The 19,007-nt window shown below is 70.1% G+C and carries 18 protein-coding genes and 3 pseudogenes; 14 read left to right on the top strand and 7 right to left on the bottom strand.

Going from position 1 to position 19,007, the window contains the following annotated elements; all coding sequences use genetic code 11:
- Window positions 1-118 precede the first annotated feature (118 nt).
- The 6 genes from D6270_RS26490 (at window position 119) to D6270_RS26465 (ending at window position 5,687) form a co-directional block, all read left to right on the top strand.
- A complete protein-coding gene (locus D6270_RS26490) occupies window positions 119-1,597 on the top strand; it encodes an ATP-binding protein (protein ID WP_225976950.1) in 1,479 nt (492 codons plus the stop codon).
- Window positions 1,594-2,037 (top strand): roadblock/LC7 domain-containing protein, encoded by a 444-nt coding sequence (locus tag D6270_RS26485; protein WP_109163174.1) that lies wholly within the window; start codon window positions 1,594-1,596, stop codon window positions 2,035-2,037. The genes D6270_RS26490 and D6270_RS26485 overlap by 4 nt, the downstream gene beginning before the upstream one ends.
- Window positions 2,037-2,396, top strand: coding sequence for a DUF742 domain-containing protein (locus tag D6270_RS26480; RefSeq protein WP_109163175.1), 360 nt, complete (start codon window positions 2,037-2,039; stop codon window positions 2,394-2,396). Before D6270_RS26485 ends, D6270_RS26480 begins: the two co-directional genes overlap by 1 nt.
- Before the next feature lie 61 nt (window positions 2,397-2,457).
- Window positions 2,458-3,006 (top strand): GTP-binding protein, encoded by a 549-nt coding sequence (locus D6270_RS26475; RefSeq protein WP_109167265.1) that lies wholly within the window; start codon window positions 2,458-2,460, stop codon window positions 3,004-3,006.
- Window positions 3,003-4,352, top strand: a complete 1,350-nt coding sequence (locus D6270_RS26470; RefSeq protein ID WP_109163176.1) for a cytochrome P450 — start codon at window positions 3,003-3,005, stop codon at window positions 4,350-4,352. The genes D6270_RS26475 and D6270_RS26470 overlap by 4 nt, the downstream gene beginning before the upstream one ends.
- 87 nt (window positions 4,353-4,439) lie before the next feature.
- A complete protein-coding gene (locus D6270_RS26465; RefSeq protein WP_202546741.1) occupies window positions 4,440-5,687 on the top strand; it encodes a cytochrome P450 family protein in 1,248 nt (415 codons plus the stop codon).
- 323 nt (window positions 5,688-6,010) lie between these two features.
- Here the strand turns inward: D6270_RS26465 and D6270_RS26460 are convergent, their stop codons facing one another.
- Window positions 6,011-6,379 carry a hypothetical protein gene (locus D6270_RS26460; RefSeq protein ID WP_109163177.1) on the bottom strand — a complete coding sequence of 123 codons (369 nt, stop codon included), beginning with the start codon at window positions 6,377-6,379 and terminating at the stop codon, window positions 6,011-6,013.
- 25 nt (window positions 6,380-6,404) lie between these two features.
- Window positions 6,405-6,677, bottom strand: a pseudogene (locus tag D6270_RS33370) (helix-turn-helix domain-containing protein); the annotation flags it as partial.
- Window positions 6,678-6,769: 92 nt separating this feature from the next.
- Between D6270_RS33370 and D6270_RS26450 the strand changes: the two are divergent.
- Together D6270_RS26450 and D6270_RS26445 are read left to right on the top strand one after the other, a co-directional pair.
- Window positions 6,770-7,768, top strand: coding sequence for an NAD(P)/FAD-dependent oxidoreductase (locus D6270_RS26450; RefSeq protein ID WP_109163178.1), 999 nt, complete (start codon window positions 6,770-6,772; stop codon window positions 7,766-7,768).
- A 137-nt stretch (window positions 7,769-7,905) separates the two neighbouring features.
- Window positions 7,906-9,519, top strand: a complete 1,614-nt coding sequence (locus D6270_RS26445; RefSeq protein WP_109163179.1) for an MFS transporter — start codon at window positions 7,906-7,908, stop codon at window positions 9,517-9,519.
- Window positions 9,520-9,626: 107 nt separating this feature from the next.
- Here D6270_RS26445 and D6270_RS34075 read toward each other — a convergent pair.
- Both D6270_RS34075 and D6270_RS26435 read right to left on the bottom strand, forming a co-directional pair.
- Window positions 9,627-9,956: pseudogene (locus D6270_RS34075) on the bottom strand (TetR-like C-terminal domain-containing protein); the annotation flags it as partial.
- Window positions 9,957-10,755: 799 nt separating this feature from the next.
- Entirely contained in the window at window positions 10,756-11,328 is a 573-nt protein-coding gene (locus D6270_RS26435) for a TetR/AcrR family transcriptional regulator (protein ID WP_109163181.1), read from the bottom strand.
- 238 nt (window positions 11,329-11,566) lie between these two features.
- Here D6270_RS26435 and D6270_RS26430 point away from each other — a divergent pair, with 238 nt between their 5' ends.
- Together D6270_RS26430 and D6270_RS26425 are read left to right on the top strand one after the other, a co-directional pair.
- Window positions 11,567-11,926 carry a darcynin family protein gene (locus D6270_RS26430; protein ID WP_109163182.1) on the top strand — a complete coding sequence of 120 codons (360 nt, stop codon included), beginning with the start codon at window positions 11,567-11,569 and terminating at the stop codon, window positions 11,924-11,926.
- A gap of 434 nt (window positions 11,927-12,360) precedes the next feature.
- Entirely contained in the window at window positions 12,361-13,044 is a 684-nt protein-coding gene (locus tag D6270_RS26425) for a siderophore-interacting protein (protein ID WP_109163183.1), read from the top strand.
- Window positions 13,045-13,412: 368 nt separating this feature from the next.
- Here the strand turns inward: D6270_RS26425 and D6270_RS26420 are convergent, their stop codons facing one another.
- Both D6270_RS26420 and D6270_RS26415 read right to left on the bottom strand, forming a co-directional pair.
- Entirely contained in the window at window positions 13,413-13,559 is a 147-nt protein-coding gene (locus tag D6270_RS26420) for a DUF6207 family protein (protein ID WP_202419281.1), read from the bottom strand.
- 80 nt (window positions 13,560-13,639) lie between these two features.
- Window positions 13,640-14,437 (bottom strand): annotated as a pseudogene (locus D6270_RS26415) (IS5 family transposase).
- A 369-nt stretch (window positions 14,438-14,806) separates the two neighbouring features.
- On the opposite strand from D6270_RS26415, the gene D6270_RS34070 reads away from it, so the two are divergent.
- The 4 genes from D6270_RS34070 to D6270_RS26390 all read left to right on the top strand — a co-directional run bounded on the left by D6270_RS34070 (window position 14,807) and on the right by D6270_RS26390 (window position 16,986).
- On the top strand, window positions 14,807-14,992 hold the full coding sequence (locus D6270_RS34070; protein ID WP_109163184.1) for a toxin glutamine deamidase domain-containing protein: 186 nt from the start codon (window positions 14,807-14,809) through the stop codon (window positions 14,990-14,992).
- A gap of 1 nt (window position 14,993) precedes the next feature.
- On the top strand, window positions 14,994-15,275 hold the full coding sequence (locus tag D6270_RS26400; RefSeq protein ID WP_109163185.1) for a hypothetical protein: 282 nt from the start codon (window positions 14,994-14,996) through the stop codon (window positions 15,273-15,275).
- A 680-nt stretch (window positions 15,276-15,955) separates the two neighbouring features.
- Window positions 15,956-16,720 (top strand): toxin glutamine deamidase domain-containing protein, encoded by a 765-nt coding sequence (locus D6270_RS26395; RefSeq protein ID WP_225976949.1) that lies wholly within the window; start codon window positions 15,956-15,958, stop codon window positions 16,718-16,720.
- Complete coding sequence (locus D6270_RS26390) at window positions 16,720-16,986, top strand: hypothetical protein (protein WP_109163186.1); 267 nt, start codon at window positions 16,720-16,722, stop codon at window positions 16,984-16,986. The genes D6270_RS26395 and D6270_RS26390 overlap by 1 nt, the downstream gene beginning before the upstream one ends.
- A gap of 667 nt (window positions 16,987-17,653) precedes the next feature.
- Here D6270_RS26390 and D6270_RS26385 read toward each other — a convergent pair.
- Window positions 17,654-18,982 carry a class I SAM-dependent RNA methyltransferase gene (locus D6270_RS26385; RefSeq protein ID WP_109163187.1) on the bottom strand — a complete coding sequence of 443 codons (1,329 nt, stop codon included), beginning with the start codon at window positions 18,980-18,982 and terminating at the stop codon, window positions 17,654-17,656.
- Between the last annotated feature and the right edge of the window lie 25 nt (window positions 18,983-19,007).

Below are 19,007 nucleotides of genomic sequence, written 5' to 3'. Positions count from 1 at the left end.
TTTGCATGCTCCCACCCCCCGAACGGGGATTCGACGTGTCGTGAAAGGTTTCGCTTCTCGTGGCTGACAACGGTGTCCGCAGGGTCGTCAGGTCGGGGCCCCTGCGGTGAGTCGGCCGTTGAAGCAGCCAGGACGCGCCCCCGGTCCCAGCGCGGCCGTCGCCGGATGGGTCATCACCCTCTTGGCGGCCGCCGGTGCGGGGTGGGCCGCCGTCATCGCGGACGCCGGGTGGCACCAGGTCCTCGCGGGAGCCGGTGCCGCGGCCGTCGTCCTGCTGATCGCCTGGGTGCTGTTCCTCTTCCGGCGGCTCTCCGCCGAACGCGCACACCGCGCCCAGGAGGCCGAGGTGGCCGCCGCCCGGGGCGCCGAAGTGGTGCATCTGGCCGCCGTACGCGTCCCGGCCATCGCCGAACGACTGCACACCGGACAGCGGCTGGACGGCGTGCCGGGGCCGATGGCGCCGCCCGAGCAGACCGGTGAGGAGTTCGCCCGGGCACTGGACTCGGTCGTCGTCGCGCTCGGCTCGGACACCGCCGTACACCGCGAGCGCACCCTGCGCGACTCGGTGCAGGCCGCCTTCGAATCCGTGGCGCGCACCATGCACGTGATGGCGACCGTGCAGCAGCAGGTCCTGGACGAGGTCGAGCGCTCCATCGAAGACCCGCTCCTGATGGCGAACGTGATGAAGGCCGACCACGCGGCCTCGCAGATGACCCGCAAGGCGCAGACACTTCTGGTGATGTGCGGCATCTGGCCCGCCCGCCGGGAGACCAGGCCGGTCTCGCTCTACGACTGCGTACGGGGCGCCCAGTCCCGGATCGTGGAGTTCGGGCGGATCGAGGTGCACGGCGGACAGACCCTGTACGCGGTGCCCCCGGCCGCCGAGGGGCTGATGCACTCCATCGCCGAACTGCTGGAGAACGCGACGGTGTTCTCACCGTCCAGCTCCCCCGTGGTCGTCAGCGTGCGGGAGGTGGGCTCCGGTGCGGTCATCGAGATCGACGACGCCGGGCTCGGGATGCCGCCGGACGTGATGCACCAGGCCCTCGGCCACCTCCGTGACGACCTGGACCTGACCCGCCTGGGCGCGGTGCCGCGGCTCGGCCTGGCGTGTGTCGGGCGCTGGAGCCGGGAGCTGGGCTTCAACGTGGAGCTGAGCGGGTCTTCGGCGTACGGCGGCACCCGGGCGGTGATGTTCGTACCGTTCCGGCTGCTCACCGACCCGCTGCCGAGGCCCGCCGCACACCGCCGCCCGTCGATCGAACCGGCCGAGCACGCCGCACCCGCCGTGCCCCCGGCAGCCGTACGCGACGACGCCCCCGAGCCGGCCGGCCTGCCGCGGCGGCGCAGCCGGCGCGGTGCCGCCCCGTCCACGGCCCCCGCACGGCACTCGGCGCCCGACCCGCTGCCCGGCAACGCGCCCGCCGAACCCTGGACACCGGAGGCGGCACGCGCCTCGATCGCCAGTGTGGTGTCCGGGACGCTGCGCGGCCGGGCGGCCGTCGACGCGGACGGCGACACCGGGCCCACGTCGCCCCCGTACGGCGGACAGTCCCTGCCCAGTACCCCGCACGAGCAAGCCGGAGGCCGACCGTGACCGGAACCATCACCCGACTCCCCGATCTGGGATGGATGCTCCGCCCCCTCACCGAGATTCCCGGCGTCCGGCACGCCGTGGTGGTGTCGGAGGACGGGCTGCGTCTCGGGCACGCCTCCGCCGAGAACCTCTCGGGTCCGGTGGCCGCCCTGAGCGTCGCCGACGCGGAGTCGCTCTCGGCGGCCTGCGCGGCGATGACCATGACGGGCCGGTCCACCAGCGCGCTGCTGTTCGGACGGGGTGCCACAACACGCCAGTTGATGCTGGAGACCGACCAGGGGTTCGTGCTGTTCACCCACGCCGGGGTGGGCGCGCACCTGGGGGTCGCCACCGATCTGGACGCCGACGTGGGCCTGGTGGCCCAGCAGATGCAGATGCTGGTGGCGAAGATCGGCGCCCACCTGACCAGTCTGCCCCGGGACGAGGCCGCCGCGACGTGATGGCGGAGCGGCCCGAGGTGCCGAGGGCATCGGCGATCCGACCGTACGTCATCACACGCGGCCGCACGGAGTCCGAGGGCGAACCGCTGTCCTGGGAGTCCCTGGTGATGACGGCGGAGGTGGCGTTCCCCGCCACCCTCCAGCCGGAGCACTTCGCCATCCTGAAGCACTGCGAGGGGCTCATCTCGGTCGCGGAGGTGGCCGCCCACCTCGGCCAGCCGCCGTCGGTCGCGCAAGTGCTGCTCTCCGACCTCCTCCGATGGGGGCTGATCGTGACCCGGCCGCCCATCCCGCCGGCCGAACGCGCCGATGTGACCATGCTCAGAAAGGTCCTCCATGGTCTCGAAAGCTGCCTCTGAAACCCTGGCCGAGACCGGCACGCCGCCCGCCGCGACCGACGGGAAGTACCTCGACTCGAACGTGTCGGGCGCGGCGAAGATCCTGGTCGTCGGCCCACTGGGGGTGGGCAAGACGACGCTGATCGGCACGGTGTCGGAGATCGAACCGCTCTCCACCGAGGCATCGATGACCCAGGCGGGCGTCCGGGTCGACGCGGACGTGGACAGCGGCAAGAGGACCACCACGGTCGCCCTCGACTTCGGCCGGCTGACCATCGACGGCGACCTGGTGCTGTACCTGTTCGGCACGCCCGGCCAGCAGCGGTTCCTGCCGGCCTGGCAGGACCTGGCCAAGGGGGCACTGGGCGCGCTCGCACTGGTGGACACCCGGGACCTGGCGGCCTCCTTCGACGCACTGGGCAATCTGGAGGACCTGGACCTCCCCTTCGCGGTCGCCGTCAACGTCTTCCCGTCCGGCCCCCGGTACGACGCCGACGACATCCGTACGGCCCTCGACCTGCTGCCCGGCACCCCGCTGGTGATCTGTGACGCCCGGGACCGGGCCTCATCGATCCGGGCGCTGATCGCCCTGGTCCGTCACCTCATCCACGTCGCCACGGAGTCCTCATGAGCACGCCGCACCCCCCGGCCGGCCCGGCTGTCAGCTGCCCCGTGACCGGCGCCCCCGCCAAGGCGGCCGCACTGTACGGGCCCGGCCTCGACGGCAATACGATGCCCGCGCTGTACGAGGAACTGCGCGGCACGCACGGCCCGGTGGCACCGGTCGCCCTCGCCCCCGGCATCGACGCCTGGCTGGTCCTGGGCCACCGCGAACTGCTCCGGCTCACCCGCGAGGAGCAGGACTTCTCCCACGACCCGCGCCGGTGGAGCCTGCTGCGCGAAGGCCGGGTGCCGGCCGACTCGCCGATCCTGCCGATGGTCGGCTGGCGCCCCGCGCTGCTCTTCGCGGACGGACAGCAGCACCGCAGGATGCGCGGCGCCGTCTCCGACGCGCTGGCCGGGATCAACGGGCACGAGCTGCGCCGCAGCGTACGCACCACCGCCGAGGCCCTGATCGCCGGATTCGCTGACCACGGCGAGGCCGATCTCGTCGCCTCGTACGCACGCATGCTGCCGCTGCGGGTGATCGCCGGGCTGCTCGGGGTGGACGACCGGACCGGCCGGGAGCTGGTGGAGGCGGTGGGCGGCCTGGCGTCCGGCACCAGCGGGGCGGCGGACGCCAGTCGCCGGATGGGGGCGATCCTCCTGTCACTGATCGAGGAGAAGCGGCGGGTGAGGGGCGACGACATCGTCTCGGCGCTGCTGCACCACCCGGCGCGGCTCACCGACGAGGAGGTGCTGCACAACCTCGTGGTGATGTTCGTCGCGGGCAACCAGACCACGGTGAACTGGATCGCCACCTCGCTGCGCATCCTGCTCTGCGACCCCGCGCTGCGCTCCTCGCTGAGCGGCGGCCACCTCAGCGTCGACGACGCCCTCGACCTGGTCCTGTGGCGCTTCCCGCCCACCCAGAACTTCCCGGCCCGCTACGCCACGCGCGACATGAGGTTCGGCGGCCAGGACATCCGGGCGGGCGACATGCTGATCCTCGGCCTGGCGGCGGCCAACGCGGATCCGGCGATCCTGCCGCCCGACGGCGCCCCCGTGGTCGGCAACCGCTCCCATCTGGCATTCGGCGCGGGCCCGCACACCTGCCCCGCCCAGGACCCGGCCAGACTGATCACCCGGACCGCCGTCGACACGATCCGGCACCGCCTGCCCGACCTGGATCTGGCGGTCCCGGAAGACGAGTTGAAGTGGGTCAACTCGCCGTGGAGCAAGGGCCTGGGCACACTGCCCGTGCGCTTCACCTCGCCGCAGTTGCCGCAGGGCCCGGTGCCCTCCTACGCAGCCGAGGCCCCCACCACCCCATGGCCGCACCGCAACGGGGCGCGGCCACAAGCCGGTCCCCGCTGACCCGTTCGAAGCCCATCGGCACTCCTCCGGTCGGATCCCGTCCGCCCCCGCGTCCTGTCTCCCTTCCTCAGAAGACCTGGAGCCCTGTTGAACACGTCACCGCAGAACCCCACGGCCGACAGCCCGCACCGCCTGGACCCGGCGGGGGGCTGCCCGCACGCGGCCAACGCCCGGCTGCTGGCTCAAGGGGCGGTGACCCCGGTGGTTCTCCCCGGCGAGGTGCAGGGGATGGCCGTGCTGGGCCACGACGCGCTGAAGGAGTTCCTCGCACACCCCGATGTCGCCAAGAACGCGCGGCACTTCACGGCGCTCCAGGCCGGGGAGATCGCCGACGGCTGGCCGCTGAAGACCTTCGCCACGGTGCAGGGGATGACGACCGCGGACGGCGACGACCACCGGCGGCTGCGTTCGCTGATGGGCAAGGCGTTCACGGCCCGCCGGGTCGAGGAACTCCGCCCCTCCGTGGTGGAGCTGACCTCCCGTCTGCTGAACGGCCTGGAGGCGGCCGCCACCGAGGACGGCGTCGTCGATCTGCGCGCCCACTTCGCGCTGCCGCTGCCGATGGGCGTGATCTGCGAACTGCTGGGCGTGGACGAGGCCCACCAGGACCGGCTGCACGACCTCTCCAACAAGATCGTGGCCACGGACATCGGTCCGGCCGAGGCGATGGCGGCCAACCGGGAGATGGTGGAGGTGCTGAGCGCGGTCGCGGCCGCCCGTACGGCCGACCCGGGCGACGACCTCACCAGCGCGATGATCGCGGCCCGTGAGGAGAGCGGCGACCGGTTCAGCCCGCAGGAGCTGATCGGCACGCTGATGCTGACCATCATCGCGGGCCACGAGACGACGCTGAACCTGATCACGAACGCCGTACGGGCCCTGTGCACCCACCGGGACCAGCTCGACCTGGTCCTCTCCGGCGGGGCGAGCTGGGCGGACGTGGTGGAGGAGACCCTGCGCTGGGACAGCCCGGTCAGCTACTTCCCCTTCCGCTACCCCACCCGCGACCTGACCCTGGACGGCACCGTGATCCCCCAGGGCACCCCGGTCCTCGCGGGCTACTCGGCAGCCGGCCGCGACCCCCAGGCCCACGGCCCGGACGCGACCCGCTTCGACATCACCCGCGCCACCACGTCCCGCCACCTCTCCCTGGGCCACGGCGCGCACTACTGCATGGGCGCTCCCCTGGCCCGTCTGGAGAGCACCACAGCCCTGGAACAGCTCTTCACCCGCTTCCCCGCCTTGGACCTCGCGGTCCCGGAGCGGGAACTGCCGCGCCACGCCTCGTTCGTGGGGAACAGCGTGCGGAGGTTGCCGGTGCGGCTGAAGGGGTGAGGAACACGGACCGGGCGCATCCGGACGGCCGTGGGCAGCCTGAGGGACGGGACCGGCGCCGCCCGCGCCGACCTAAGGCGGGGAGGCCCGGCACTTCCCCGGCAGCCCCACGCCTGTCCGAGCGCCGAGTCCGGCCGGCTCGTCCTGGATCAGCGGCTGCTCCGGGACCCATTTGTGCCCCGACGCCGGAACTCTGATGGGGCCCGGGCACAGACACGCTTCGCTGAACGGCCTGGTGCCCCGCACGCTCGCCTGGGCGGCAGGGCCTCTCATCACCTCCCGCTTGCGGCGTGACAGCCGGGGGGTGCTGATGGCTGTCGCCGTCAGCTGTCCTGGGCGCCGGCCGGGACGAAGTCGGCGTACTGCTCCCTGCGTTCGATCTGTCCGGCGTCGTCGGAGCCGAAGTGGACGGCGGCGTGGACCTCGCCGTGGGCGGTGGCGACGTGGCCCACGTGCTGCTGGAGGACTTCGCCCGGCTGGGAGAGCCGGCGCAGGATGCCGTAGCGCATCGATTCGATGGATGCGCTCTGCCCTTCCACTCCGGCGATGTTCTCCTCGGTGGACTGCTCCCCCTTGCCCTCGTCGTGCCAGACGGTGGCCGTCTCGGCGCACGGGGTTCGGGCGCTCTGCCGGTCGCGGTTCTCCAGTGCGGGGATATAGGTGACGGCCTTGTCCTTGAGTTCCTGGCTCAAGCGGGTCTTCCTTCGACACGCGTGACCAGCGCGTCAGACCGTGTGTGCCGTCGGTCATCGGGCTGACGACGTCGGCGGCGTTCTCCACGAGCTGGTCCGACGTGGTGTCCAGGGCGCGGGCGGGGGTGACGGGCTGGTCCAGGGCGAGGCGGCGCCGACCGTTCTCGATGCGGTTCCGTGAGGACTGGCCGAGGTTGGCCCGGGTGGCGAGTTCCTCCAGGGACCGGCCCTGCGCGACGGGCAGGGCGCGGATCCGTTTGCGTACGAGGCTGTCCAGCTGACCATCTTCTTGCGTCATAGGCAACTCGGTATGCCCTTGATGCAAAGCGGGCTTAACGTCGACGACAGATGGCCCAGCACCGGGAGCCACGCACGACGAAAGGCCGCGACATGTCCGCACCGACTTCCCCCTACGAGAGCGACCCACTGCCCACCGAGGCCGTGGACGTCGTGGTGATCGGCGGCGGTAGCGCGGGCCTGAACGGCGCGCTGATGCTGGCCCGCTCACTCCGCTCGGTCGTCGTCATCGACAGCGGCACCCCGCGCAACGCCCCCGCAACCGCCATGCACGGCTTCATCGTCCTCGACGGCACCCCGCCACCCGAGATCCTCCGGCGCGGACGCGAGCAGGTACGCCGGTACGGCGGCCGGATCGTCTTCGGGGATGTGGCCGCGGCCGAACCCGTCGCTCCTTTGGCAGACGGTGACCTGCGGTTCACCGTCACCCTGGCCGACGGCCGGACGCTGACGGCGCGTCGTGTGCTGGTGGCCACCGGACTGCGCGACGTGCTGCCCGAGGTGCCCGGCCTGGCCGAGCACTGGGGCCACAGCGTGGTGCACTGCCCGTACTGCCACGGCTACGAGGTGCGCGACGAGCCGATCGGCATTCTCGCCACCGGCCCGGCCTCCATCCACCACGCCTGGCTGTTCCGCCAACTCACTGATGACCTCGTCTACTTCACCCGCGGCACCGGCCTGGACTCCGAGACCCGCGCCCGCTTCGCCGCCCGCGACATCCGCGTCATCGAGACCGACGTCAAGGAAGTCGTCAACGGCGACGACGACACCCTCGCCGGCGTCCGCCTGACCGACGACACCGTCGTGGGGCGGCGGGTCCTGGCAGTCGCCACGCGGATGGAAGCCCGTACCGAGGGCCTGGACGGGCTGCTGCTGCCGATGGAGGAGCTGCCCGACGACATGGGCCGCCGTTTCGCCTCCGCCATGGCCGGCGCCACCGGGATCCCGGGCGTATGGGTGGCCGGCAACGCCACCGACCTCACCGCCCAGGTCGGCGCCGCCGCCGCGGCCGGAGCCCTGGCCGGCGCCCACATCAACGCCGTGCTGGCCGCCGCGGACACCGACGCCGCGCTCGCCGGCTCCACCGGCTGACGCCCTAGCCCCGCCGCTGAACAACCGCGCGGACCGCCATCCAGCGGTCCGCGCGGTGAGCAAGTCCCCTGTCTCACCAACCTGGCGACCGGTCCTGGCCCGGCGCTGATTCCGCATGCCCTTTCGGGAAGGAAACCATGAGTATCAACCAGCCTCGTCGGACGACGGCCGCGCCGGCCGGCACCGGGGGTGCGCCGGATGCGCGTCAGCTGCGCGCGATCCTGATCACCGTCTCGATCGCGCTGATGGCCGTCATCGCCTCCGTCTCCGGGCTGAACGTCGCCCAGACCCACATGGCGGTCGAGTTCGGCGCCTCGCAGACCACCGTCCTGTGGATCATCAACATCTACACCCTCACCCTGGCCGCTCTGCTGCTGCCGCTCGGAGCGATGGGTGACCGGCTCGGCCGCAAGCCCATGCTCATCACCGGTCTGGTGATCTTTGGCGCGGCCAGTGTGGTCGCGGGGCTCGCCCCGTCGGCCGGGGTGATCATCGCCGCCCGTGTGGCCGCCGGCATCAGCGCCGCGATGATCATGCCGATCACGCTGGCCGTGATCACTTCCACCTTCCCCGAGGAGAAGCGGGGCAAGGCGATCGGCGTGTGGACCGGTGTCGCCGGAGGCGGCGGCATCCTGGGCATGTTCCTGTCCGCCCTGCTGGTCGACGTCGCCGACTGGCGCTGGCTGTTCGTGCTGCCCGTGGCCCTGGTCGTCGTCGCGCTGGCGATGACGGTGAAGTCGGTGCCCAACTCCCGCGAACGCTCCGCCCACTCCTTCGACACCATCGGCGCGCTGGTCTCCACCATCGCCGTGATCGGTCTCATCTTCGTCCTTCAGGAAGGCCCCGAGCGCGGCTGGACCGCCCCCGTCACCCTGGTCAGCCTGGCCGTCGGGGTGGTCGCGGCCCTCGCCTTCGTGGCCTGGGAACTGCACCGCCGCGACGCCTCACTGCTTGACGTACGCCTCTTCCGTGAGCGGGGCCTGGCCTCCGGCTCGATCACCTTGCTCGTCGTGTTCGGCGTCCAGGCCGGTATCGCCGTGGTCCTCTTCCCGTTCTTCCAGGCTGTGCTCGGCTGGTCGGGACTGCTGTCGACAGTGGCGATGATGCCGATGGCCGTCATGATGATGATGGCCTCCGGCCTGGCCCCGAAGATGGCCGCCAAGGTCGGTGCCCGCTCCACCATGACCGTCGGCGTCGCCCTGGCCACCCTCGGCCTGGCGCTCATGGCGCTGTTCGTCTCCGTCGACGGCGGCTACCTGTCCATCCTGGCCGGCATGCTCGCCATGGGCATCGGCATGGGTCTGTCGATGACACCCTCCACCGAGGCCATCACCAGCTCACTGCCCCGCGCCAAGCAAGGCGTTGCCTCCGCGCTGAACGACGTCACCCGCGAATTCGGCACCGCTCTCGGTGTCGCGATGCTCGGCGCGCTCCTGGCCGGCGGCTACCGCAGGGCCATCGACGCCAGACTCGACGGCATCCCCACGGACGCCGCCGACACCGCGCGGGAAGGCATCGCCAACGCCATCGAGGTCGCGCCCCGAACCGGCAGCCATGCCCATGACCTCATCCACGCCGCACAGCAGTCCTTCGTCGACGGCTGGCAGCAAGCCATGTGGATCGGCGCCGCCGTGATGGGCCTCCTGCTCGTCCACGTCGCGGTGCGCGGCCCGAAGAACACCGCCCCCGTACACACCGAGGAGGAGACGTCCCCGGGTGCCGGGGCTGCGGAAAGGGTCGCCGCCCGCTGACGCGCCGACGCACAGGAGTCGCCTGCGAGAGATCCTGGTGGAGACAGTCCATCTCCACCAGGAAGACCTCCTCCCGGGTGGACGCCGATGAACGAGGTGTGTCCGAACACCTCCAGGGCGACCAGCCCGTGCAGGCGGCCCCAGGCTCCCATGAACAGCGCGGTCGCCGACGCCGGCGGCCCGGTCTGTCCCTGCGGGGCCCACCCCCGCCCGAACTCGCTGAATCCGTCGGACGGTTCGGGAAGATCCGCCGCGGCGAAGTGCTCCGCCGTGTACCCGTGGAGCAGAGCCTCCTGGAAGAGCGCCCCGATCCGGCGGACCGTCTGGGTGGTCGGCCCCTCCGCGGGGACCGCGTAGTGCCGTGGCGGCGCCCCGTACAGCAGCTGGAACAGTTCGGGATGCTCGACGGCCCGGCGACGGTAGCTCGCGGCGACCACCAGCAAGCGCGGCGTGGCAGCGTCCTCGGAGGCGGGGTCGACGGCCGAGTTCCCGTACCGCGGCGTGGTGGCGGGCGGCGTCGCTCGTACTGAACCTCCGCGCGGTCCATCGCTCCCCGCAAGGCGCGGTCCCGACCCGGCAGCGCGGGGAGAAGCTCCTCGGGACCGCCTGGGCCACCGGGTTCACCGCCCTGTTCCTGGGGTGACCAGGCTGGCCACCGCCTCCGGCCGGCCTGAACTCCAGGACGCGCTCCGGCCCGCCGGCGCGGGGCTGGTGATCGGCCTGATGGAGATCGCCGAAGGCGCCGTCCAGCACAACACCCTGGGTTCGTGGCTCGCCCTCGTCTCAGGAGCCGCCCTCTTCCTCGGCACCATGGGCGTCCACGCACCGGAGAGCGGAACGGGCGGCCTGGAGTGGAAGTCCGCCGGTCTCCTCGACGACATCAGAGACGCCCTCGAACGGATGAGGGTTTCCCGGGCCTCCCGGGCCTCCCGGGCCTCCCGGTGGCATGACAGCTACCTCGATGGGGGGCATGGCACCTGTCTCGGGCAGCGGGGAGACCACCACGGCGCCCCGCCACCCCGACCTGACCCGACCGGGAACGGTCGCGCCGACCGGGTGCTCGTCCCCTCCGACGGCCTGGTGGAGGTGGGACAGAGCGCGGGACTCCAGGGCTTCGGGCACCCCGGCGAAGGCCTGGCGGGCAAGGACATGCGGTTCGCGGCGGACATCACGGGCGACGGCCGTGCTGATCCGCTACTGGTCGGCCTCGTCCCCGGTGGCACGGAGGGCTCACCTTCAGGACTCCTCAGACCCGAAACCGTGGAAGAAGCTTCGTGCCAGCTCGTGGATGTCGAGTTGCGCCGGGTCGCGCCCGCTCATGATCCAGAAGAAGGTGGGCCCGATCAGCAGGTCGATCGCATGATCGTCGGTCGGCCGGTGCGGGTCGACGCGATGCAGGACAGCCCTCGCGCTGTCCCTGAGAACGTCCTTGGTCGCGATCAACCGTTTCACCGCCGGATCATGCTGCGCGGCCGCGAGCAGGGCGCGGTAGCCGGCTCCAGCCGGTGAGTAGGCGAGGAAGGACATCAGCGCGTCGAGGTAGGACGTGACCTCGGCGAGCCGGGTACGCGCCGGCGCGACGGCGAGTTCCTCCTCGGCGTCGTCCACACACGCCTCGAAGAGGATCTCCGCCTTCGTCGACCACCAGCGGTAGACCGTCTGTCGCCCGACGCCCGCCCGTACAGCGATGCCCTTCATGGTCATCGCCGCGTAGCCGACCTCGAGCAGCAGATCGTCGACGGCATGCAGGACGGCCTCGCGCGCCTGCTCGCTGCGGGGTCGGCCACCGCGGCGTTTCGTCTCGATCATCCCGCCATGGTAGCGAGGCCACCTGTCGGGATCAGCGCCCCACCAAATAACTAGACGCCGTGCATCGAAACCCTTAATGTTTCGGTACACGGTGAACCGAAACCGGTAGGCGAAGGCCACACCCACCCCCGCCGCAGGGGTAACGGGCACCCGCAGACCCTCCAGCCGGCATCCGGCCTTCCCCGCCCGGTCGGGACTCATCGTGACCACCACCCTGCACCCCGCGAGGAGATCGCCCATGTCCGACTTCGAGCCCGCCGTAACGGCGTTCATCCTCCTCAAGACCAAGCGAGCCTGGCTGGAGCTGTCCGTACCGGAGCGCGTCGCCGCCTTCCAGGAAAGCGTTCTGCCCGCCGTCAAGGACAAGGCCCAGGACGTACGTTGGCGCTACTTCGACACCGAGTTCTACACGGCCCGCGTCACCGACGTCTGGGTCTGGGAGGCACGCGACCACCAGTCCTTCCAGTTGGTCGTCGAGGCGTTGCGCGAGACGCCGTTCTGGGACCACTACTTCGAGGTCGTCGAAATTCTCGTAGGCGTCGAGAACGCGTATGCCAAGAACTACGACCCCGGGATTCTGGCGACCGTCAACGCCTGAGCGTCCGCCTGCCGGTGCGGCGCGGCAGGCGACCGTCCGGCGAACCGTGATGCGATGCCGGGCGAACCCCACACCGGAAGGACGCCTGCCGACTCCCGGCCGCCCTGGTCGGCACCCATCCGGCCGCGCCGACATTCGCCAACGGCGCGGCACCCTCACCCTCGTCGCACCAAGCGGCCTGGGCACCGGCCCGGGCATCACGACCCTGGACACCCTCACCGCCCTCGGCGCCGTGGCCCGCCGACTCCATCCCGCCCGCCCGCGCCGGCCGGACCCCCGGCATGCGCGGGCCACTCCGCCCGTGGCGCCACCGGCCGCGTTTCACCGATCACAGGGACGCAGCCCAACGCGCACTATCGCGAACCCTCGCAGACGCGTAATATCGCGTTCTGCCTCCCGTCGAGTACGACACCACGCCCCGTTGAGGAGCCTCAATGCCCGCCGTCCTGAACCCCGTCCTCGATCTTCTGACCGTACGCGGCACCGTCACCGAGGCCGAGCAGCTCACCGCCCGGATACGTCGGCTGCGCATCGAGAGCGGACAACTGGCCGGCCTGGATGTCCAGCCGGGCCAGCAGGTGCGCGTCCTGGTCGGCGGACTGACCCTCCGTACGTACTCGATCTGGCACTACGACCCGTCCGGCGGCGTCGAGTTGTGCGTCCTGGACCACGCCGCGGGTGGACCGGGCGCCCGATGGGGCCACACCGTCGCACCGGGCGAACAGGTGCGGCTGCGGCGCCCCGAGGGGACCTTCACGCTGCGCCCCGACGCTGCCCACCACTTCTTCGTCGGCGACGAGACGGCCTCGGTCGCGTTCGGTGCGATGCTCGCGGCACTGCCCGGGGACGCCGCGGTCTCCGGGTGCATCGAGACAGCAACAGCCACGGACCGGCTGCCCCTGCCGGGCGGCGACCGACTGGACTGGATACTCCGGGGCGAGACCTCCCTGCCGGACGCGGTACGACGACTCGCCCCCGCACCCGGCGGGATCGCCTATGTCGCCGGAGAGGCACGAGACGTGCAAGCAGTGCGGCAGGTGCTCAGGGAAGCGGGCTGGGACCGGCGCGCGGTCCTGACCAAGCCGTTCTGGACACCGGGCAAGAAGGGCATGGAATGACGGCCGGGGCGCGCTCCTCCGCCCGCCGCTCGACCAGCACTTGTCCGGCCGGTCAGGTGACTGCTTCGCAGTCGTGTCGTTGATGTGCGCATGGGGCGGGAAGATCTGACGGATGCCGCCCGGACCCGAGCCGGACGACTCCGCCACCCCTCATGGCACCGGCTGAGACCAGACCTCAGCCCCGACGGCCTGCCTTGAACATGGCCCCCAGGAGGACGGGGGAATCCGTCGGCCGGCGCCTCCCGAACAGCCCAGCCGGATCAGGCCGGATCGCCGGCCGCCGCCCAGCGGACCACCTGTCTGCCTCCTCGGCACCAGCCCGTCGAGTCTCCGCGTACAAGCGTCCTTCAACGCCGAGGGCGCCGGGATCACGCCCCAGGGCCGTCACCCCCGGACGTTGCCCAGCGCCGGCCAAGCTCCGCCATCACCTGGTGAGCGGTCTCCTCGTCAGCCGCAACGATGTCGAACACCACCAGCCCCGACTCGCCGAGATGCAACTCGTCGATCTCCTTCACGTCTGCTCGTGACTCCCGACAGGGGCTTCCAACCTCCAGGCCGGTCCTCCGACGAGGGCGGGCTTTACTGAGAAGTCATCTCATTTGGTGAGTCTGCGGTAGCAGATGAGGGTGCAGGCGATGCTGGTGAAGGCGAGGAAGTGGTCGGCTTCGCGTTCGTAGCGTCGGTGGAGGCGGCGGCAGCCGGCGAGCCAGGCCATGGCGCGTTCGACGGTCCAGCGGTGGCGGCGGCCCAGCCGTTGCGAGGGCTCGACTCCTTTGCGGGCGATGCGGTGGGTGATGCCGCGTTCGCGTAACCATCGTCGCAGGTGGGCGTAGTCGTAGCCTTTGTCGGCGTGGAGTTTGCCGGGCTTACGCCGTCGTCGGCCGCGGCACGAGCGGATCGGCGGGATGCCCTTCACGAGCGGGATCAGGGCCTGGCTGTCGTGCAGATTCGCAGCCGAGATCCCGACGGATATGGGCAGACCTGACCGTTCCGTGATCAGGTGCATCTCCGAGCCGTACTTGCCCCGGTCGACAGGATTCGGACCTGTCAGATCCCCCTTTTCAGAGCCCGCATGTTCACCGAGCCGATCGCGCACCGCGACCAGTCCAGCTCACCGCGGACACCGAACTCGTCGAGGACCAGGCGGTGGAGCTTGGCCCACACCCTGACCTTCGGCCACTCCGAGAACCGCCGGTGGGCAGTCGCTCCGGACGGGCCGACGACGCCGAAGGCAGCTACTGCCAGGTACAACCGACGTGGACACCAACACGATCGCGGCCAGCACCTCCCGGTCACCGTGCCGACGCCGACCACCCTGCGGCCGCGACGGCGCCTCCGGCACCACCCGCTCGAACAACTCCCACAACTCGTCCGGCACCAGCCGCTCAACGATCCCCACCACGACTCACAGAATACCGAGTCACCCAAATGAGATGATCTATTACCAGCATCGGCTCGAACGTGCGGGCGTCGTGTTCCTGGACGGTCAGACCGGACATGCCGGCCTCTCGCCATGCCGGAACTTCTCTCCCCTGAGGACAGACTGACGCTGAGCGTCAAAGACCCTGCCGTGCTGACCCAGAACTTCCTGGAGCAGCAGGCCAGCCACGAAGGCATGGCCCTCGCGCGTCGAAGGGGAACGCGCCCAAGTGGGAGGCGACTTCTCTTTCGACTGCCAGTCAGCTACCCACCTCCGTGATGGAGATCCCCGGGACATAGCTGTAGGTACGGGCTACCTGCGCGTTGACGGAAATACCGGAGAATGCCGACTCTGCGCTGGGGCCCGGGAGCTCGTGTAATCGTGGGGGCCTGGCCACAGAAGGGCATCGGTCACTACTTCAACGTCGCCAATAACGATGGCGAGGTGGTATTCCTCGACTTCCAGTCAGGCAAGGCCAACCCAGCCGAGAATAGATACCGCAACTACTACCTCATGAGGACCAACTGAAATGCTTGACAGGGAACAGGCCGAGCGCAGAGCCGAGGAGTTCCTCGCAGGCGAAAGCCGGTCCTGGGGACCGTCCTCATCTGTCCGGATCATCTCCGAGTACTGCTTCACTGACGGGGGGCAGTTCATCGCTCCTTACGACCACATCGACTACCTCGACCACGGACGCGAGGACATGCAGCTAGGCGGAAACCTACCGGTCACGGTCGACCTGACCACCGGATCCTGCCGATTCATCGACTGGGACGAGGCGGACGCCTTCATGGAACGCAACCTACTCTGAACAGGAGCCGCCCCGAACACGCACAGCGGGCCTCACCGAAAGCACCCTGGCGAGGAGGCCCGCTCTCGTGGATTCAACATCAGGGATCAAGGCCCGCCAATGAAGTAGGGCCAAGATGGCAGCTCGCGCCGCCGCTGGGAAGTGCAGCGGGACCCCCTACCGGAGTTGCTTGCCCTGTACCAATGGCCCGGTCCGCACGGCCCAGCCGGAGAGGTCCGTGATGTTGAGACTCCCGATTCAAGCGTCATACGAGCGTCAAGAATCTCCGAACGAGACTCTGAAGGCATCGCCGACGCAAGCGCCTACCTGCTGAATTCGCAGCTCAGAAGGTTACGAGGGGCAAGTCGTCCGCGTGACCCGCCGCATGAAAGCAAACAGGTCGAGCGACCCACTCGAACAACGAAGGCGCAGGTCAGGCGCCCTTGTAGCAGGCTCCAGAATCGCCACGCACTCCACATGATGCGTCATCGAAAAGATGTCGGCCTGAGCATGTGATGGAAATGAGCAGGTCAGATACCCTTTCTGGGCTCGGCGGCTGCGTGGGGCCGCCTGGAGCGTCAAACAAGCGTCACTGCTGGCAGCCGGTACGCAGGCCGCCAGAGCAACGTCACCTATCGGGTCCATCCGCCAGCGGCCGAACCCCCGAAGACCCGAACGACAGCGTCGACAGCATCGGCGACGTGCTGGGCATCTTCGGGAACGCCTTCGTCGACGTCGTCAAGTCACCGTTCGTGTTCCTCGGGGACGCACAGGACGCCTTCACCGGCCAGAACGGCGGCGCCGGCGCCTTCCTCGACAAGTACCTCCCCGTCCGACCCGCCTACCGCCTCTACCGCGCCGAGTACATGCTCCGCCAACAAGGCTGCGACGCACTCGCCGACCTCTACGCCGAAGCAGCCGACGAACTCACCCAACAGCTCGCCGTCACCGGACTCGGCGGACTGACCGGGTGGCGGCGAGCAGCCGTCATTCCCGAGGCAACCCCGTTCAAGGTGGGGAATCTGAGATTCGGCCCCGGCGGCGGCGGCGTGACCTTGGGGCATGGGGGCATTCCCTACAAGACTCCCCTCACCCCGCAGCTCAAGGCGTTGGTCAATCCTCAGGGCGGCGAGACGAACTGCCGTGCCTGCGCGGTGGCAGTCGATCGTCTGCTCGCCGACGGCGCTCCCTCCTCGGCTCCGGGCAAGCTGGAGGCCGGCTCGACCGCGCCGCTCGAAGCCCTGTACGGAGGGAGACAGTTCAAGTCGTCAACCATCTCCGGCATCGTCAATGAGATCAAAACCGCTGGGAACGGCGCCAGAGGTATCGTCATGGGTCAGAAGGGCAGACGCGCCCATGTCTTCAACGTGGTAAACGTCAAGGGAGAGGTCGTGTTCCTGGACGGCCAGTCGGGACATGCCAGCCTCTCGCTGTGGCGGAACTTCTCTCTCCTGAGGACAGACTGATGCTGGACATCGAGGACGCTGCCGTGCTGGCCCAGAGCTTTCTGGACCAGCAGGTCAGCCACGAAGGCATGACCTTCGCGCTTGTCGAAGGGGAACGCGCCCAAGTGGGGAACGACTTCTATTTCGACTGCCAGTCAGCTGCCTACCTCCGTGACGGAGATCCCCGGGACATGGCGGTCGGCACGGGCTACCTGCGCGTTGACGGGAAGACCGGAGAATGCCGACTACTGGGTGCAGTCGAGTCTGCAGAGCTCGACCTCTTCTGAACTGACAAGTCAGGCACCCGCAGAGCGACGTCAAGCGACAGGCCCGTGGCCTGCGGCCATCATGTGCCGCAGGCCACGGGTCGGTGTCTTCGACCCATCTTTCAGGGTGATCCCGGGCCCGCGCGCTCGCACAGCCGAAGGGGTGCCCAGTCCAAAACCACGCTCGTTTGCCTCGGCGTCTGGGGCATGGCCTTCATACTCACGCAGGCGAAGCAGGCCGCGCCGGGATGGAGACCTCCGTGCATCCCCTTGGGCCGACTGCCGGTTCCCCGAACAGTCGCAGCCGACCGCGCGTTCCCAGGGAGCACACCCAGACAGCCGATGCACCCGACGACTCAGAACAGGTGGACACCTCCGCCAAGATCTGCTGCACCTCTCCACAGCACGCTTCGGTGCAGCGAGACGCCCACACCGGGCGGCCTCGCCCCCTGTCGATGGTCCGGTCCGCAGGACCCCAGCCAGAGAAAGCTCCGGGCGGTCAAGACTTCGTGTACGAGCGTCATATGAGCGTCAAGACTCTCCGATCGAGACCCTGAAGACGTCGCCGACGCAAGCGCTTCTCTGATGAATTCGCGGGTCAGGAGGGCACGAAGGGCGATCCGTCCCCTCGACCCGCCGCACGGAGGGAAACAGGTCGAGCAACCTACCCGGACCACAGAACAGCAGGTCAGGCACCCTTTGCTACGGGCTCCAAGATGGCCACGCACTCAACGTGCGAAGTCATCGGAAACAGATCGAACGCCCGCAGCGTCCGCACCCTGTACCCGCCCTCCGCGAAGTACGCCAGGTCCCGGGCCAGGGCCGCCGGGTCGCAGGCCACGTAGGCGATCTTGCGGGCGCCCAGGCCCGACAGGTGTTTGACCACCTGCTTGCCCGCGCCCGCGCGCGGGGGGTCCAGGACGATCAGGTCGCACTCCGTGATGCCCGTGCGGGGCAGGACCTGGTCGACCTTGCCCTGTTCGATGCGGACGCGGTCCAGGTCCTTGAGGTTGTGGCGGGCGTCCTCGACCGCGCGCTTGCCGGACTCGATGCCGAGCACCGCGCCCTTCTCGCCGATGCGCTGGCCGATGGCGCCGGCGAAGAGGCCGACGCCGCAGTAGAGGTCGAGGGCCGTGTCGTTCTTGCGGGGCAGCAGGCCCTGCATGACCGCGCGGACCAGGGTGTTGGCCGCCTGCGGGTGGACCTGCCAGAAGCCGCCGGAACCGACCCGGTAGGTGCGGTCGTCGGCGCGTTCGCGGACGAAGGCGCGGCCGTGGACGCGGTGGACGCCGCCGTCGTGCTCCTCCACGCGGAGTACGGAGACCGGCTTGTCCAGCTCCACCAGGGGGAGCCGGCCGCCGGGCTTCGGGGTGAGGATGACCTGGCGGTCGTTGGAGCCGGTGGCGGTGATGGCCTCGACCGCGGCGATCTGCGGCCATTCGCGCTTCTCGACGCCGAGTTCGGAGACGCCGGGGGCGGCGATCAGGCAGCGGTCGATCGGCTGGACGTCGTGCGAGCGGTGCTTGCGCAGGCCCGCCCGGCCCTCCGCGTCCACCGTGTACTGGACGCGGGTGCGCCAGGCCGGGACCTCGCCCGGCGGGAGCTTGTCGCCCTCGGCGGGCATGACCGTGCCGTCCCAGCCGGCCTCCTCGGGCGTCAGGCCCGCCAGGCGCTTCAGCTGCTCGGCGATCACCTCGCCCTTGAGGCGGCGCTGCGCGCCGGGCTTGGCGTGCTGCCAGTCGCAGCCGCCGCACATGCCGGGGCCCGCGTACGGGCACGGGGCCTCGACGCGGTCCTTGGACGGCTCCAGGATGCGTACGGCGTCGGCCCGCAGGAAGCGGGAGTCCGTGTCGCCGTCGGTGACCTTGGCGATGATCTTCTCGCCGGGGAGCGTGTGGCGGACGAAGAGGACCTGGTTCTCGGCCGTACGGGCGATGCAGTGGCCGCCGTGTGCGACGGGCCCGACCTCGACCTCGTACTCCTCCCCGACCAGCGACGACGTGGGTTCGTTCTGCATGAGGAGAGGCTCCAGAAGGGGGAGG

This window comes from Streptomyces griseus subsp. griseus, assembly GCF_003610995.1.
GTDB lineage: Bacteria > Actinomycetota > Actinomycetes > Streptomycetales > Streptomycetaceae > Streptomyces.
This window is presented reverse-complemented; position numbering and strand designations above follow the sequence as displayed.

What these genes read in the sequence shown, in the direction of transcription:
- D6270_RS26480 (WP_109163175.1), top strand. Translation starts at nt 2,037, where the DNA reads ATGGCGGAGCGGCCCGAGGTGCCGAGGGCATCGGCGATCCGACCGTAC.
- D6270_RS26470 (WP_109163176.1), top strand. Translation starts at nt 3,003, where the DNA reads ATGAGCACGCCGCACCCCCCGGCCGGCCCGGCTGTCAGCTGCCCCGTG.
- D6270_RS26450 (WP_109163178.1), top strand. Translation starts at nt 6,770, where the DNA reads ATGTCCGCACCGACTTCCCCCTACGAGAGCGACCCACTGCCCACCGAG.
- D6270_RS26445 (WP_109163179.1), top strand. Translation starts at nt 7,906, where the DNA reads ATGAGTATCAACCAGCCTCGTCGGACGACGGCCGCGCCGGCCGGCACC.
- D6270_RS26435 (WP_109163181.1), bottom strand. Translation starts at nt 11,328, where the DNA reads ATGATCGAGACGAAACGCCGCGGTGGCCGACCCCGCAGCGAGCAGGCG.
- D6270_RS26430 (WP_109163182.1), top strand. Translation starts at nt 11,567, where the DNA reads ATGTCCGACTTCGAGCCCGCCGTAACGGCGTTCATCCTCCTCAAGACC.
- D6270_RS26425 (WP_109163183.1), top strand. Translation starts at nt 12,361, where the DNA reads ATGCCCGCCGTCCTGAACCCCGTCCTCGATCTTCTGACCGTACGCGGC.
- D6270_RS34070 (WP_109163184.1), top strand. Translation starts at nt 14,807, where the DNA reads ATGCCGACTCTGCGCTGGGGCCCGGGAGCTCGTGTAATCGTGGGGGCC.
- D6270_RS26400 (WP_109163185.1), top strand. Translation starts at nt 14,994, where the DNA reads ATGCTTGACAGGGAACAGGCCGAGCGCAGAGCCGAGGAGTTCCTCGCA.
- D6270_RS26390 (WP_109163186.1), top strand. Translation starts at nt 16,720, where the DNA reads ATGCTGGACATCGAGGACGCTGCCGTGCTGGCCCAGAGCTTTCTGGAC.
- D6270_RS26385 (WP_109163187.1), bottom strand. Translation starts at nt 18,982, where the DNA reads ATGCAGAACGAACCCACGTCGTCGCTGGTCGGGGAGGAGTACGAGGTC.